Source organism: Hymenobacter sp. B1770, assembly GCF_049896385.1.
GTDB lineage: Bacteria > Bacteroidota > Bacteroidia > Cytophagales > Hymenobacteraceae > Hymenobacter.
On the sequence record NZ_JAFCUF010000001.1, the window covers coordinates 670,844 to 685,293 of the forward strand.

A 14,450-nucleotide genomic window follows, 5' to 3' on the forward strand; every position below is an offset into this window, starting at 1 on the left:
TCCGAAAAAAGGCCGGCCCGCACTGCGCGAACCGGCCTTTTCAGCATAGTACCAACCGCAGAATTTAGCGCGGGTAGTACTGATTCATTAGGCCAACGGCCTTTTCGCTACGAGCCTTGTCGCCACTAAGCTCGGCGGCACGATACACGCTCTGCAGGCTGAGCAGGTAGCCGCGCTGGTCGTCCTCGAAGAGACTGCCATCGGGCCGGGTGGAGTAGTAAGCCAGCATTTGTTCCGAGCGGCGGGTCATGGTGTCGAGCAGCTCATCCGCCTTTTTCTTGTCGCCCCCAGCTACCAGAGCGGGCACCAGCTGCGGCGAGTAGTAGTCGTAGGGAATGGTGTTGTCGGGCATCAGCTCCAGGCACTTGTTGGCTACTTCCTTGGCTTTGGCCACGTTGCCCTCGGAAAGGTAGGCCGAGGCCAAGCGAGCAAATTTGTCGCGGTAGTTGGCCGGGAAGCGCAGGTGGTTTTCGTCGTAGAAAATGTTGGGGTTCTGCAGGCCGCGGTACTGGAAGTCCTTCAGCAAGTGCTGGTAGGTAATGTCTTTTTCTACGTAGCCTTCGTCGCCGCTGCGCGGGTCGTAGTTCGGGTCCTTCAGCGGGAGCAGGCGGTAAGCCATGCCCTCGAGCTGGAAGTAGGGCTGCAGGTTCATGTAGTCGCTCGGGGCCACGGTGCTGCTGAAGTAGATAGGCCGCTCCCAGTTGTTGGTCGCAATCATGTCCAGAATTACCAGGTTTTTCTTCTCGATGGCGCGCTTGCCCATGCTCCACTCCATGCGCGACACGAGCTGCTTCTCCCGCTCTTTGGGAATGATGCCGAGCTTTTTCACAGCGGCCGTGTCAACAGGCAGGTAGAAGTTGGGGGTCGGAAACGACATCATGCCCGGTCCGCCTTCCTGGTACTGCACTTGCAGCAGGGGGTTGTTGTCCTGCACCAGCTGGATAAATTCTTTCAGGTTCACGCTCTGCACCGAGGGGTTGGCTGCGAAGGGCAGCATGTCGTTGGTGCCCTGCGCATATCGGTCTTCGCTCATGCTGATAGGAAAAGGCTGCGACAGGTAAGAGCGGCGCTTCATCTGGGCAATGTACCAGTCGGTGTTCAGGTAGCTGAGCACGGCCACGCGCACGTCGGTGCGCACGCCCTCCACTTCCTGGGCGTACCAGAGGGGGAAGGTGTCGTTGTCGCCGTTGGTGAACAGAATGGCGTTCGGGGCGCAGCTGTTGAGCAGGTTCTTGGCCGAATCCACCGAGTTGTAGCGGTTGGAGCGGTCGTGGTCGTCCCAGCCCTGGGCTACCATGATGCCGGGAACGAGCAGGCCTGCTGCCAATGCCAGGCCGGCGCGCAGGCCGTCGGCTTTCACCACCTTGCCAAAAAGCTCGGCCAGGCCCAGCACGCCCAAGCCTATCCAGATGGCAAAGGCAAACGTGGCCCCGGTGAAGGTGTAGTCACGCTCGCGCGGCTCGCGTGGCGGCTGGTTGAGGTAGAACACAATGGCCAGGCCGGTCATGAGGAACAGTAGGCCCGTTACCCAGGCATCTTTGCCGTTGCGGCGGCTCTGGAAAAACAGGCCCACAAGGCCCAGAATGAGGGGCAGGGCCAGGAAGTTGTTATGTGCCGGGCTCTCGCCAATGCGAGCGGGCAAAGAGGACGCACTAGGGCTAAATGGGCCGGCAACGCCCGCCTGCTGAATGTCGGACTCGCGCCCCACGTAGTTCCACATGAAGTAGCGCCAGAACATGTGCCCCATCTGGTAGCGGAACATGAAGCCGAGGTTTTGGCCCATGGAGGGCTTCACGCCGTCCTGGATGTCGACCCACTTCTTGTAGTGCGCAATCTGGTCGGGCTCATAGTTGTAAAGGCGCGGCAGCAGCATCTTGTCGCTTTCGGGGTAGCCGGCCTGTTGCTGACGAGGCAGAATTTCCTTGTACGTGCCGGTTTTCTGGTCGCGGGCGTAGCGGGGGGCGCCTTCCTCGTAGTGGTCGGGCTGCGAGAACAGGTGCGGGCCGTAGAGCAGGGGCCGCGAGCCGTACTGCTCGCGTTTGAGGTAGCTCACAAAGGAGAGGACATCCTCGGGGTCGTTCTCGTTGATGGTGGGCTTAAACGAACTGCGAATGGGTACGATGAGGTAGCTCGAGTACCCAATCATGATGAACACGAAGGACAGCATGGCCGTGTTCAGCAGCTTGCTGCGGCGCTTGAACGAAAGCCGGAAGCCAAAGTAAATCAAGCCAATGAACAGCAGCAGGAATATAATCAGGCCCGAGTTGAACGGCAGGCCCAAGGCATTCACAAAGAATACCTCAAAGCTGCCCGCCAGCGTGGGCAGGCCGGGAATGATGCCCACCATGATGGAGCCCACGATTATCATGCTCACCACCATTACGATAATGGCACCTTTGGTGGTGGGGTTGGCGGTGCGGCGGTAGTAGTAGATGAAGCCCAGGGCGGGCAGCGTCAGCAGGTTTAGCAAGTGCACCCCGATGCTCAGACCAATAACGTAGGCAATGAGGATGAGCCACTTGTCGGAATCGGGCTCGTGGGCTCGGGCTTCCCATTTCAGCATAATCCAAACCACGGCCGCCGTGCACAGGGCCGACATGGCGTATACCTCGCCCTCTACGGCATTGAACCAGAACGAATCGGAAAAGGCGAAGGCCAGCGCACCTACCACGCCCGCGCTCATAATGAGCAGGGTCTGGGCGCCGGTGGGCTCGATGTATTCGGCCGAGACTGCACTGGCCGCTGCATCATAGCGTAGCACCAGCTTGCGGGCCATGCGGGTGATAATCCAGAACAGAAACAGGACCGTGAACGCACTGCTCAGGCCCGACAGGGCATTGATGAGCACCGCTACCTTAGTGACGTCGCCAAACGAGAACAGCGACATCAGGCGGCCCAGAAGCAGGAAGGTGGGCGCCCCAGGAGGGTGGGGCACCAGCAGCTTGTAGGAGCAGGCTATGAACTCGCCGCAGTCCCAGAACGAGGCAGTGGGCTCCAGGGTGAGCAGGTACGTGACGGCAGCAATGGCGAAAACGAGCCAGCCAACGAGGTTATTCAGGCTTTTGTAGGAACGCATAGAATCGGTAAGAGCATAGGCCCCATGGGCCAATACAGCAGGCAGAGGGTCGGGAAACGAAAGTTAGGAAAGCAGTTAAAAGTCAAAAGTAGGCATTGCAGCGTTGCAGTAGCACGAAGTGCAGGCCGTGGGCAAGCCAGTAAATCTATGCGCTGGCCTACCAGGTATGCCGCTGATGCCTAAGACCGGCAGATTACAATGCCCCGGATACCTCACAAACACGAAAAGCAGCTAAAAGCTGCTTTTCATTCATTAAATCAGAACGAGCTCCAATTAGTTCTGCAGAACCAGCCGCTTCGTGGTCACCACTTTGCCGTCTACGAGCAAGCTGTAGAAATACATGCCGGCACGGAAGTCGCTCAAATCAACGGGCAGGCCCGCGCTGGTGAGCTCCGGTTTGAGGGCAATGGTACGCAGCTCCTGGCCGATGATATTGCTCAAGCGCAGCTTGTAGTCGCCGGTGGCTTTTTGGTTTAACTGCACCGTTATTTGGCCCCGGCTGGGGTTGGGGTACACATTGAGCACAGTTAGGGAAGCGCGTGTGTCGGGCGTTGCCGCCGTCGGAGTAGTGCCTTGCGTGGCGGCGGCAGGCGTCGCAAACGCTACTGCTAAGGGCAACAGCATGAACAACAGGCACTGAGTAAAGAATCTCATAGTAAAATCTAATAAAATCAGGATGGTAAAAATGAAAGGAGGCCTCAGCCTCTACCAATTAAAATACAAGCACCGTGCCGATTTGGCTTGGGCTTAACCCGCCGCCGCCGCAAAGCTTGTATTGTCAACCTGATAGACCATTAAAAGGGCAAAAAGTTGCATAGCACACACTAAAAAAGTGCGCAAAGGCCCAGCTGACATTTCCCCAGCAGTTATTTGCCCCAATCGAAAACAACGAATACACCAGGCTGATACCAGAAAGCCCGCAATGGTTGTTAAAAGTGCCGGATTTCCTGCATCCCAAACCGGTGCAGTTCCTGGCCAATAGCCACGGCTAGACGCCCATCGTCTTCCACCCCGACAATCTGACCGCTTACTTGTTTTCCTTCAACTAAAAAAAAATGAGTTTCCTGGTACCGGTACAGTGCCCGCAGGTACTCTTGCCGCAGCTTGCCTACTTGCCCGGCCCGCAGCTGCAGATAGCGCTGCTCCAGGCACTCGAGCAGGCGAGCGGCCACGATTTCGCGGGCGTAGGGGCGGCCTGTGAGTTGCCCAATAGAGGTAGCCGTGGGCACCGCGAAAGTCTGCTGATTGATATTCAGTCCAATACCAATGATGCTGTGTTGAATCTTTGTGCCGCTCAGGCTGTTTTCAATGAGAATGCCACCCAGCTTCTGGTTTCCGTAGTACAAGTCATTTGGCCATTTTAGCTTTAACTTGGGGTCGGGACCCAGTAGGGAAGCAGCCCAGTCGTGTACACCCAGTGCCACGGCTTGGCTCAGGCGGAACTGTTGGGCGGCGGCCAAAAACGTGGGCTGCCACACCACCGAAAGCATGAGGTTTTCGGCGGGGGCAGCCTCCCACTGGTTGCCGCGCTGGCCCCGGCCAGCGGTCTGAAAGTCCGTAATTACGGTGCAGCCGTCGCTGGCCCGGTTTTGGACAATCAGCCCTTGGGCCTCCGTGTTGGTGGAGGCGCATACCGGCAACCAAATCAGTTGCTGGCCCGTGAATAAGGTTTGAGGGGTGAGAACCACGGCCTTCTTTCGCGTTTCGTTAACTTCGTAGACTTTCAGCTGCAAAGCTCAAACCTAATAACACAATATGAAAAGCACGTTGGTCCGTCAGGATTCAGACACATTGGCAGATTTGGTAATTCGCGGGATGCAAGACAAGAAAGCGTCTGACATCGTGGTGCTGAATTTGAAGGAACTCAAAAACGCCGTGGCGGATTATTTCATCATCTGCTCGGCCAATTCGGACACGCAGCTGGATGCCGTAGCCCGTTCGGTAGAAGAAGAAATCGAGAAAGTAACCGGCGAAAGCCCATGGCAGACCGAAGGCCGCACCAACCGTGAGTGGGTGCTGCTGGACTACGTCGACGTGGTGGTGCACGTATTTCTACGCGACCGCCGCAAGTTTTACGCGCTCGAAGAGCTGTGGGGCGATGCCGACATCAGCTACATTGAGGCTGAGCCGGCTTAATCCGGAAAGCCGGATAAAATAAATACGCTGGTAATACGTCTTGCACCGAACCGAACATTTGTTTTCGGCGCGGTGTTTTGACTGTAATTATACCTGATTTAACTAGCTATTTTCATGTCGGATAAAAATCCCAATAACAATAAGAAAAAGAAGCCCCTGATGCCGGCTCCCAATCCTCGGCCGGGTGTGCAGCTGTGGGTGTTGGCCGGCCTGCTGGTGTTTTTGTTTGGTGTGATGTGGGTGAATAACCTCAACTCGCCTGCCAAAATAAACCAGCAGCGCTTCGAGCAAATGCTCACGGCTGGTGATGTGCGCGAAATCACCATCATCAACGAAAAGATGGTGGAGGTGAGCCTCAAGCCCGAGGCCCTGCGCAAGAATGAATATAAGCAGGAGCTGACACGTCGCACGCCATTTGGCGCTGCAGGCACCGGTGCCCAGTTCTACTTCCCTGTTGTCGACGCCAAACTGTTCCAGGAGAACCTGAACAACCTGCAGAAAGATGTGCCTCAGGAGCAACGCCTGCCCCTGAACATTGACACCCGACAGAGCCCTGGCGACTACATTGGTACCTATGGTTTCATTATCCTGATGATTGTCGGCTTTTGGTTCCTGATGCGCCGCATGGGCAGCGCAAATGGCCCCGGCGGTCAGATTTTCAGCATCGGCAAGAGCCGCGCAGCTTTGTTTGAAGGCGGCGATAAGGTGAAAATTACCTTCAAAGATGTGGCTGGGCTCGAAGAAGCCAAAGAGGAAGTGCAGGAGATTGTAGAGTTCCTCAAGAACCCCAGCAAGTTCACCATCCTCGGCGGTAAGATTCCGAAAGGCGCACTGCTGGTAGGTCCTCCCGGTACTGGTAAAACATTGCTGGCGAAGGCCGTAGCCGGTGAGGCCGACGTGCCGTTCTTCTCGCTGTCGGGTTCCGACTTCGTGGAAATGTTCGTAGGTGTGGGCGCGGCCCGGGTACGGGACTTGTTTAAGCAAGCCAAAGCCAAGGCTCCCTGCATCATTTTCATCGACGAGATTGATGCCGTGGGCCGCAGCCGCAGCAAAGGCAGCACGCCCGGCGGCAACGACGAGCGCGAAAACACCCTGAACTCCCTGCTGGTAGAGATGGACGGCTTCGGCACCGACTCCGGTGTTATCATCTTGGCTGCTACCAACCGACCCGATACTTTGGACTCAGCTCTGCTGCGTCCCGGTCGTTTCGACCGTCAAATCAGCATCGACAAGCCGGACATCAACGGCCGTACCGAGATTTTCCAGGTGCACCTGAAGCCCCTGACACTGGGCCCCGATGTGGACGCTCGCCGTCTGTCGGCTCAAACCCCGGGCTTTGCCGGTGCTGAAATTGCCAACGTCTGCAACGAGGCCGCGCTGATTGCCGCTCGCCGCGACAAAAAGATGATTACCGACCAGGATTTCACCGACGCCATTGACCGCGTGATTGGGGGCTTGGAAAAGAAGAACAAAATCATTTCGCCCGGCGAGAAGCGCATCGTGGCTTACCACGAAGCCGGCCACGCCATTGCGGGCTGGTTCCTGGAGCACGTTGACCCCTTGGTGAAAGTGAGCATCGTGCCCCGTGGTGTAGCCGCTTTGGGCTATGCGCAGTACCTGCCCAAAGAGCAGTTCCTGTACAACACCGAGCAGTTAATTGACGAGATGTGCATGGCCCTGGGTGGCCGCGCCGCTGAGGAACTGGTGTTTGGTAAAATTTCCACCGGCGCCCTGAGCGACCTGGAGCGCATCACTAAGATGGCTTATTCCATCGTGACGATGTACGGCATGAACGCCAAGCTAGGAAACGTGTCGTTCTACGACTCAAAGGGCCAGAACGAGTTCGGTTTCTCAAAGCCGTACTCTGAAGCCACTTCGCAGATGATAGACGAAGAAGTTCGCACCATCATCGAAAATGCCTACGTTCGTACCAAAGAGTTGCTCACTGAGCGGCGCCACGAGCTGGAAGTAGTAGCAAAGGAACTGCTGGAGAAAGAAGTGCTGCAGCAGGAAGACCTGACCCGCCTTGTGGGCCCGCGTCCCTTTGACAGCCAGACCAACTACCAGGCTCACATGGCCGGCACCGACCGCAGCGAAACCGCCAGCGAAGTAAAAGGCGAGCAAGCCGCTGGTGGCAAGCTCGGCAACGACCTGCCCGAGTTGAACCTGCCCGGTATGGAGAACAACGACCGCAACAACGAAACATCAGCGCCAAGCGGCAATGCTGTAGCCGGATTGTAGCGCTAAGCTTATTCAGTATCATTAAAAGCCAGCCTGCAAGGGCTGGCTTTTTTGTGGGCTTCTCGTACCAGTGATTCCACTTCTGGGAAGCCGGTTACCTTTGAAGCTTCAACCCGGCTCATTTTTACTCCATGGCAGAAAGTTCTCGCGATGCCGTGCTCGCCCGCATTCGCCAAAGCTTGGCGCAGCCCGCGTCGCTGCCGCCCCGGCCCAATTTTACTGCTCCGGTGCACCCGCCGCTGAATAACAGCGATGTGGTGGTAGCCTTCGCCGAAAGTTTCCAGCGCGTAGGCGGCGAGTTTTACTACTGCGAGTCGCTTAAACACCTCGCCGTGCAGCTGGCCGGCTTTAGAAAGCGCCAGCAAGTGGACGCCCCCTATGTATGGGAGCCTAAGCTGCAGGCCCTGCTACAAGCCGCCGGCGTCGCTTTTCGCGCCAACGAAGCTGAGTTCATCGAGCAAGCCGATTTAAGTTTGACCAGTTGCGAGGCCCTGGTGGCCCGCACGGGCAGCGTGCTGGTGTCGGCGGCCACGGCCAGCGGGCGCCGCCTGAGCATTTACCCCGACCAGCATGTGGTGTTGGCCCGACCCAGCCAGGTAGTGGCCGAAATAGGGGAGGCCCTGCGCGTGGTGCAATCCCGTTTTGGCACCCAGATGCCCTCCATGGTGTCGCTCACCACCGGCCCCAGCCGCACCGCCGACATTGAAAAAACCTTAGTGCTTGGGGCTCACGGCCCGCGCCGCTTGGCGCTTTTCCTGCTGGAAGACGACGCCGAAAACCTGCCCTTATGAAGCCACCCCGCACGTTGCCCGACCTGGCCTTGGAGCCCGGCCACCGGGTGTATTTTGCCTCCGATTTTCACTTGGGCGCGCCCGATGCCGCGTCGTCGTTGGCTCGGGAGCGGCGCATCGTGCGCTGGCTCGATGAGGTATCGCAGGATGCGGCGGCCATTTACTTGCTGGGCGATATTTTCGATTTCTGGTTTGAGTATAAGCACGCCATTCCGAGAGGCTTCAGCCGCCTGCAAGGCAAGCTGGCTGAGCTAACCGATGGGGGCCTGCCCATCACCATATTCACCGGCAACCACGACATGTGGATGTTCGGCTACTTTACGCAGGAAATGGGCATCCCAGTGCTGCGCCACGAGGTGTCGCAGCGCATCGGCAGCCAGCTGTTTCACATTGGACACGGCGATGGGCTGGGGCCAAAAGACCATAAATACAAGCTGCTGAAGCGGGTGTTTACTTCGCCGGTAGCGCAATGGCTGTTTGGCTGGGTGCATCCCAACTTCGGCATTGGCATCGCCAACAAGTGGAGCCGACACAGCCGCCTGCAAAACGGCGAGGCCGATGCGAAGTATTTTGGCGAGGAAGAATGGCTGCTGCAGTACTGCCGCGAGGTGGAAGCAGGCACGCACCACGACTATTACGTGTTTGGCCACCGCCACCTGCCACTCAACGTGGCCGTGGGGCCAGGCAGCCGCTACGTCAACCTGGGCGAATGGGTCAATTATTGCTCCTACGGTGTGTATGATGGCAAAGAACTGGCCCTGCAGCATTTTGAGAAGTAGCACCCGCAGACGCGGGCCAGTGGGTCAGCTATTCTTGGCCCTGTTCTTACTCAGTACTACGGCTCATAGCCAGGTTAAGGCGCCTTCTGCGGCATCGGTAGCACCGGCGTCCCAAGTGGTGGTATCGCCGGTGCAGGCAGTAACTCCGGCCGTTGATTCTGCGGCGGGCGTGGCTCCCTGGAAACTCATGCGCCACATCAAACTGCGCAACCCGGGCGCGGCATCGCTCGACCGGCGCGGCACGCTTTACGTGGCCGATGCCGATAACAATCTTCGCCAGTACGGCCCCGAGGGTTTGCCGCTGAATACTTTCGCGCCCACCCAGCCCGGCCACGCGGCCCAGGTCGAAGCTTGGAACATGACCAGTATTCTGGTTTTCAACGACGACCGACAGCAGCTGGTCTTGCTCGACCGGTTTCTGGCGCTTATCACGGAAGTGCGCCTGGCCGACTTTCTTGATGGCACCGTGCGGGCGGCCACCCTGGCGCCCGACAACCGTATCTGGCTGCTCGACGAGAGTAACCTGGTGCTCCGCGAGTTCGACCCCAATAACTTGCGTCTCGTCAAAAACACGCCGCTAGACCTGATTATTGGGCGCACGCGGCCGGACTTTCGGTTTCTGCGGCACTACCAGAACAATATTTACTTGGTAGACCGCGTGACAGGCGTTTACGTGTTTGATAACTTGGGGAACTACAAGAAGAAATTACCTTTTGTGGGATTGAACATGGTGGGTTTCCGTGGTGAAGAGCTGTATTATTTTGACGGCGGTTCCATTCACTTTTTCCACCTTTACAACCTCACGGAACGTCGCATGGCCCTGCCTACGGGCGTTAATCCGGCGGAGGTTCGGCAGGTGCTGGTAGGGGAGTCCATGGCGTATATTTTCACGCCTACGGGAGTAGCAGTGTATCAGTGGAAATAGCTTTAGGCAGTGCCGTGCTTATTGCAGGACGGGTCTGAGTGCTGGTAACCTCTGAAAAAGTGGGCCGTTAGCTTGAGGAAGTTCTTCCTCCTCAACCTCAACCACTTTACCATGAAAGCGCTACGAATTCACGGCATGCGAGATGTCCGCGTCGACAATGTCGATGACCCCGAAATCCTAGACGCCCGCGACGCCATCATCCGCGTAACGAGCACGGCCATTTGCGGGTCTGACTTGCACATCTACAACGGCAGCATTCCGCAGCCCCGGCCCATGACCCTGGGCCACGAATTTATGGGCGTTGTGGAGGAAGTGGGCCGGGGCGTGGGCAACCTCAAGCGCGGCGACCGTGTGGTGGTGCCCTTCCCGGTAGCCTGCGGGCATTGCCTGTTTTGCAACCACGAATTGCCTGGGCACTGCGAGAATTCCAACCCCGAGCACTATGGTCCCGAAGGCGGCCTGATGACTGAAAAAGGGGGCGCCTTGTTTGGCTACACTGACTTATATGGCGGCTACGACGGCGGCCAGGCCGAGTACGTGCGCGTGCCCTACGCCGACTTCGGTCCCCGCATTGTGCCCGATGGCCTGACCGATGAGCGGGTGCTGTTCCTAACCGATATTTTTCCCACCGGCTACACCGGCATCGACTGGGCCGGGGTGCGGGGGGGCGAAGTCGTGGCCATCTTCGGTGCGGGCCCGGTGGGCATCATGGCAGCCAAGTCGGCTTGGTTGCGGGGCGCCAGCCGCGTTATCATCGTCGATACACAGGCTTACCGCCTCGACAAAGCTCGGGAAACGGCCAATGCCGAAGGCATCCTGTGGGAAAGCCAGAAGCAGGTGGTAGACGAAATCCGGAGCATGAGCCGAGGCTACGGCGCCGACGTGTGCGTGGAAGCCGTGGGCTTCGAGCCCGACCGCAACCTGCTCGACCGCGCCAAAGCTGTTATCAATGTGGAGAAGGGCTCCGACAAAGTGCTGCTAGCCTGCATGAGCGCCGTGCGCCGCGGCGGCTTTGTGTCGGTGCTGGGCGTGTATTCCTCGCCATTCGATAACTTCCCCATCCACCAGTTCTTCGACAAAGGCATCACCCTGAAAGGCGGTCAGGCTCCGGCCCATAAGTACATCGACCGCCTGCTGAAACACGTGGCCAACGGCGACGTGCGGCTCGACGACATCATTTCGCACCGCCTGCCGCTAAGCGAGGCCGCTCATGGCTACAAGATTTTCCGTGACAAGCTGGACAACTGCACCAAAGTGGTACTAAAGCCGGGTATGTAAAAGCTGTTTTGCAGCCACCTAAAGAAGGAACCTGCACCACGCAGGTTCCTTCTTCGCTGTTAAGACCAACGCTCTATCCATTTAAAATGATATCTGGGTTATCTTTGAGAGAAGACACGCTGAGCTGATTTCTCTACCGAAGAACATGCGTACATGGGGTTAAGAATGTGTGGGCCTACGGGCTTTTTCAAGCGGTGGCTGCCATGGGCAAAAAGCGGGGGAGTTACCACGTTTTTTGCCCTGGTTGCCGTCGGCGCACTTCACGCTCAAGTTCCATTTCGTCCTGCACCCATTAGGAAGTTGGCTCCGGCGCTGCAGGCTGCGGCCGTGCAGCAGCATACCCGAGCCGTGCGCGTGAGCGTGACGGACCCGGCGGCGTTTCGGCAATGGGCAGGGCAGCATTTGCGGACCGTACGGGTGTCGCAGCCCAGCGCCTCACCCCACACCTTGGCAGTAGCAGGCCTCAGGACGGACATGCTGGCGCAGTTGGCTGCCTGTCCATTTGTTGCGTTTGTCGACGTAGCCGACCGGCAGGCCTACCCCGAGCGTCAACTGAGCAACTCCGATTTGTCGGTCAATGCCATCGGGGCAGCTCAGGCGCATTTCCCCGAGCTCACCGGGCGGGGGCTCACAGTTTCGGTGAAAGAGTTGGAGTTCAACCCCAACGACATTGATTTTAAAGGGCGCGTGCTGAACCCTAGTGCCCTTGCGGGCCCCGCATCAGACCATGCTACGGATATGGCCACGCTCATAGCCGGCGCGGGCAACTCCCACCCGCAGGGCCGGGGCGTGGCACGGAGAGTGCGCCTGGCCAGCTCCAACTTTGCCCGTCTGCTACCCGATGACGGTCAGCAGCTTGCTCAGGCGGGTGTATCGGTGCAAAACCATTCTTACGGGGTAGCCATAGAGAATTATTACGGCGTAGAAAGCCAGGAATACGACCGGCAGGTGCGGCAATTTCCCGCATTGCTGCACGTATTCTCGTCCGGCAACTCGGGCACCCAGACCAGTGCTGCCGGGCCATACGCGGGCGTTGCAGGCGTGGCCAACCTCACGGGGCAGTTCAAAATGTCGAAGAACACCCTGGCCGTGGGCGCTACCGACCCCTCGGGGCTAGTGGGCGCGCGCAGCTCGCGCGGCCCAGCCTACGACGGCCGCGTAAAGCCCGAACTGGTAGCCTACGGCGAGGCCGGCTCCTCTGAGTCGGCAGCGTTAGTGTCGGGCCTCAGCCTGCTTGTGCAGCAAGCGTACCGTGACCAAAACAGCGGCACCCTACCCAGCGCAGCCTTGGTAAAAGCGGTGCTCATCAACAGCGCCAACGACCTGGGGCGCCCGGAAGTGGATTATGTGAGCGGCTTTGGGCAGGCGGATGCGCTGGGGGCCATCAGCACCATGCTTGACCGCCGGTTTTTCAGCGGCACCACCGCGCAAGGCACCGAGCAGGTATTCACCCTCACTGTGCCGTTCGGCCAGCAGCAACTCAAAGCCACCCTGGTTTGGAACGACCCCGAAGCACCTGCTAATGCCGCCCGTGCCCTCGTCAACGACCTGGACCTGGAGATGGTGTCGCGCAGTACGGGCCAACGCTGGCGGCCGTGGGTGCTCAGCTCCTTCGCCCACGCCGATTCCCTGGCTCTGCCCGCCCGCCGGCGGCCCGACCACCTCAACAACATCGAGCAGATAACCCTGGCTGTGCCCGCGGCCGGTGTCTACGAGCTGCGCGTACGCGGCTTTGGTGTGACCCAGGGGCCCCAATCCTTCAGCCTTGCCTACGAAGTGAATGCTCCTGACCTGGAGTGGGTAAGCCCGCAAAACACGGGCAACGTCCGCCCCGGTGCCGCCAGCACGTTGCGCTGGTACTGGAGTGGCCCGGCTACCATGGCCCGCCTCGAGTATCGCCCAATCGGCCAAACCCAGTGGCGCTTGGTCGACGCCGCGGTTCCACTGGTGCCGAACCGCTTTGCCTGGGGCACGCCCGATACCACGGCCTTGGCCCAGCTACGCCTGGTGGCCGGCAACCGTGCTTTTGTTTCTGACACCTTTGCGCTGGTACAGGCACCGGCCCTGCAAGTGGGCTATACCTGTGCCGATGGCGGCACCCTGTTGCAATGGGCGCAGGTGCCTGGCGTGGGCCAATACCAGGTATACCAGCTTGGAGCCACTACCCTCGAGCCCTTTGCGCTCACCGCCGATACGGCGGCGCTGCTCAGCCCGGCGCAAATGGCTAACCGCCACTACGCCGTGGCTCCGGTGGTGCAGGGCCAAGTAGCAAATCCCGGCAGCACCATCGATTTTAGTACCCAAGGCACGGCGTGTTATTTCCGCTCGTTTCGGCCGCGCCAACTCGTGACCGATTCGGTGGCGTTCGACCTGGAGCTGGGCAGCGTCTTTCTGTTGAAGTCCGTTACGCTGGAGCGGCGGGTCTCGGGCGGGTATCAGGCCGTGCAAACCATCACTCCGGTCACGCAGCTCGCCATGCTGCTGACCGACCAGCTCCCCGAGCCCAGCCGCTACCACTACCGGGTGCAGTTAGAAACCACGAGTGGGCAGGCATTTTTCAGCCAGGAGGAAGAGGTGGACTACGTGGGTGCCGACGACTTGCTGGTTTTCCCAAACCCTGCCGATGCCGGCACTAACCTGAGCGTAATTTCCGGAAGCCAGGATGAGATAATAATGAAGCTTTACGATTCTCTGGGCCGTTTCCAGCGCATCGGAACCGCCAATGGCTCTGTCAATAGCCTCGATACCAATGGCCTGCGCCCGGGCGTATATCTGTTGCGGGTGCAGACCAAAGATGGCCCGACCACAACTCGTCGTGTTGTGCTTTTGTAGGGGGCACCCCAAAGTCCCACCTCTGGCAGAGGCGGGACTTTGGGGTGCCCGTGCCGTGCCAGCTTGGTATCCGCGCCGAAAGCCGGGTGCGTCAGATGAGCGGGGTGGGGTTAACCAAATCTGCTTTGCGCAAAAAAAAAAGTTGCCTTCTACGGCCGTGGCGTCCCGGGGCGTGAAGTCCAACTGTTTTTATTCAAGCCAGTATCCCCGGCATTACCTCACCGGTTTTCATAACCGGTTCGGCTGCTTTCGAGCACGACGAACAAGCGAGCCCAAAGGAAGGGCACAGGCTGGTATCAAGGGCCTGTCTGAAAATAAGTGGCTGCTCAGCATGACTGCCTTTCTGCAGAAGAAGCATTTTTCGTATAGGTTCTGAGTCGTTTGCTTGTGTA

General features: G+C 58.6%; 11 protein-coding genes. 7 read left to right on the forward strand and 4 right to left on the reverse strand.

Annotation, left to right across the window (positions count from 1 at the left end; genetic code table 11):
* Nucleotides 1-64: 64 nt before the first annotated feature.
* From ACP7AJ_RS02815 to ACP7AJ_RS02825, 3 genes are all read right to left on the reverse strand, one after another.
* Nucleotides 65-3,076, reverse strand: coding sequence for a glycosyltransferase family 117 protein (locus ACP7AJ_RS02815; protein WP_426058660.1), 3,012 nt, complete (start codon nt 3,074-3,076; stop codon nt 65-67).
* A gap of 273 nt (nt 3,077-3,349) precedes the next feature.
* The gene (locus tag ACP7AJ_RS02820) at nt 3,350-3,730 is read right to left on the reverse strand and encodes a T9SS type A sorting domain-containing protein (protein WP_426058661.1); all 381 of its coding nucleotides are present in this window, start codon (nt 3,728-3,730) and stop codon (nt 3,350-3,352) included.
* Between the two features lie 275 nt (nt 3,731-4,005).
* Nucleotides 4,006-4,764: a biotin--[acetyl-CoA-carboxylase] ligase gene (locus ACP7AJ_RS02825; RefSeq protein ID WP_426058662.1), complete on the reverse strand. Its 759-nt coding sequence runs from the start codon at nt 4,762-4,764 to the stop codon at nt 4,006-4,008.
* 67 nt (nt 4,765-4,831) lie between these two features.
* On the opposite strand from ACP7AJ_RS02825, the gene rsfS reads away from it, so the two are divergent.
* The 4 genes from rsfS to ACP7AJ_RS02845 all read left to right on the forward strand — a co-directional run bounded on the left by rsfS (nt 4,832) and on the right by ACP7AJ_RS02845 (nt 9,023).
* The gene (gene rsfS / locus ACP7AJ_RS02830; RefSeq protein ID WP_426058663.1) at nt 4,832-5,212 is read left to right on the forward strand and encodes a ribosome silencing factor; all 381 of its coding nucleotides are present in this window, start codon (nt 4,832-4,834) and stop codon (nt 5,210-5,212) included.
* A 114-nt stretch (nt 5,213-5,326) separates the two neighbouring features.
* The gene (ftsH, locus tag ACP7AJ_RS02835) at nt 5,327-7,453 is read left to right on the forward strand and encodes an ATP-dependent zinc metalloprotease FtsH (RefSeq protein ID WP_426058664.1); all 2,127 of its coding nucleotides are present in this window, start codon (nt 5,327-5,329) and stop codon (nt 7,451-7,453) included.
* A gap of 131 nt (nt 7,454-7,584) precedes the next feature.
* The gene (locus tag ACP7AJ_RS02840) at nt 7,585-8,244 is read left to right on the forward strand and encodes a LutC/YkgG family protein (protein ID WP_426058665.1); all 660 of its coding nucleotides are present in this window, start codon (nt 7,585-7,587) and stop codon (nt 8,242-8,244) included.
* The gene (locus tag ACP7AJ_RS02845) at nt 8,241-9,023 is read left to right on the forward strand and encodes a UDP-2,3-diacylglucosamine diphosphatase (protein ID WP_426058666.1); all 783 of its coding nucleotides are present in this window, start codon (nt 8,241-8,243) and stop codon (nt 9,021-9,023) included. Before ACP7AJ_RS02840 ends, ACP7AJ_RS02845 begins: the two co-directional genes overlap by 4 nt.
* A 63-nt stretch (nt 9,024-9,086) precedes the next feature.
* Here the strand turns inward: ACP7AJ_RS02845 and ACP7AJ_RS02850 are convergent, their stop codons facing one another.
* Nucleotides 9,087-9,212 (reverse strand): hypothetical protein, encoded by a 126-nt coding sequence (locus ACP7AJ_RS02850; protein WP_426058667.1) that lies wholly within the window; start codon nt 9,210-9,212, stop codon nt 9,087-9,089.
* Between ACP7AJ_RS02850 and ACP7AJ_RS02855 the strand changes: the two genes are divergently transcribed.
* The 3 genes from ACP7AJ_RS02855 (at nt 9,211) to ACP7AJ_RS02865 (ending at nt 14,058) form a co-directional block, all read left to right on the forward strand.
* Complete coding sequence (locus ACP7AJ_RS02855; protein WP_426058668.1) at nt 9,211-9,948, forward strand: hypothetical protein; 738 nt, start codon at nt 9,211-9,213, stop codon at nt 9,946-9,948. The genes ACP7AJ_RS02850 and ACP7AJ_RS02855 overlap by 2 nt on opposite strands.
* A 111-nt stretch (nt 9,949-10,059) precedes the next feature.
* Nucleotides 10,060-11,226, forward strand: a complete 1,167-nt coding sequence (locus tag ACP7AJ_RS02860; RefSeq protein ID WP_426058669.1) for a zinc-dependent alcohol dehydrogenase — start codon at nt 10,060-10,062, stop codon at nt 11,224-11,226.
* Between the two features lie 327 nt (nt 11,227-11,553).
* Nucleotides 11,554-14,058 carry a S8 family serine peptidase gene (locus tag ACP7AJ_RS02865; protein WP_426058670.1) on the forward strand — a complete coding sequence of 835 codons (2,505 nt, stop codon included), beginning with the start codon at nt 11,554-11,556 and terminating at the stop codon, nt 14,056-14,058.
* The last annotated feature ends 392 nt before the right edge of the window (nt 14,059-14,450 follow it).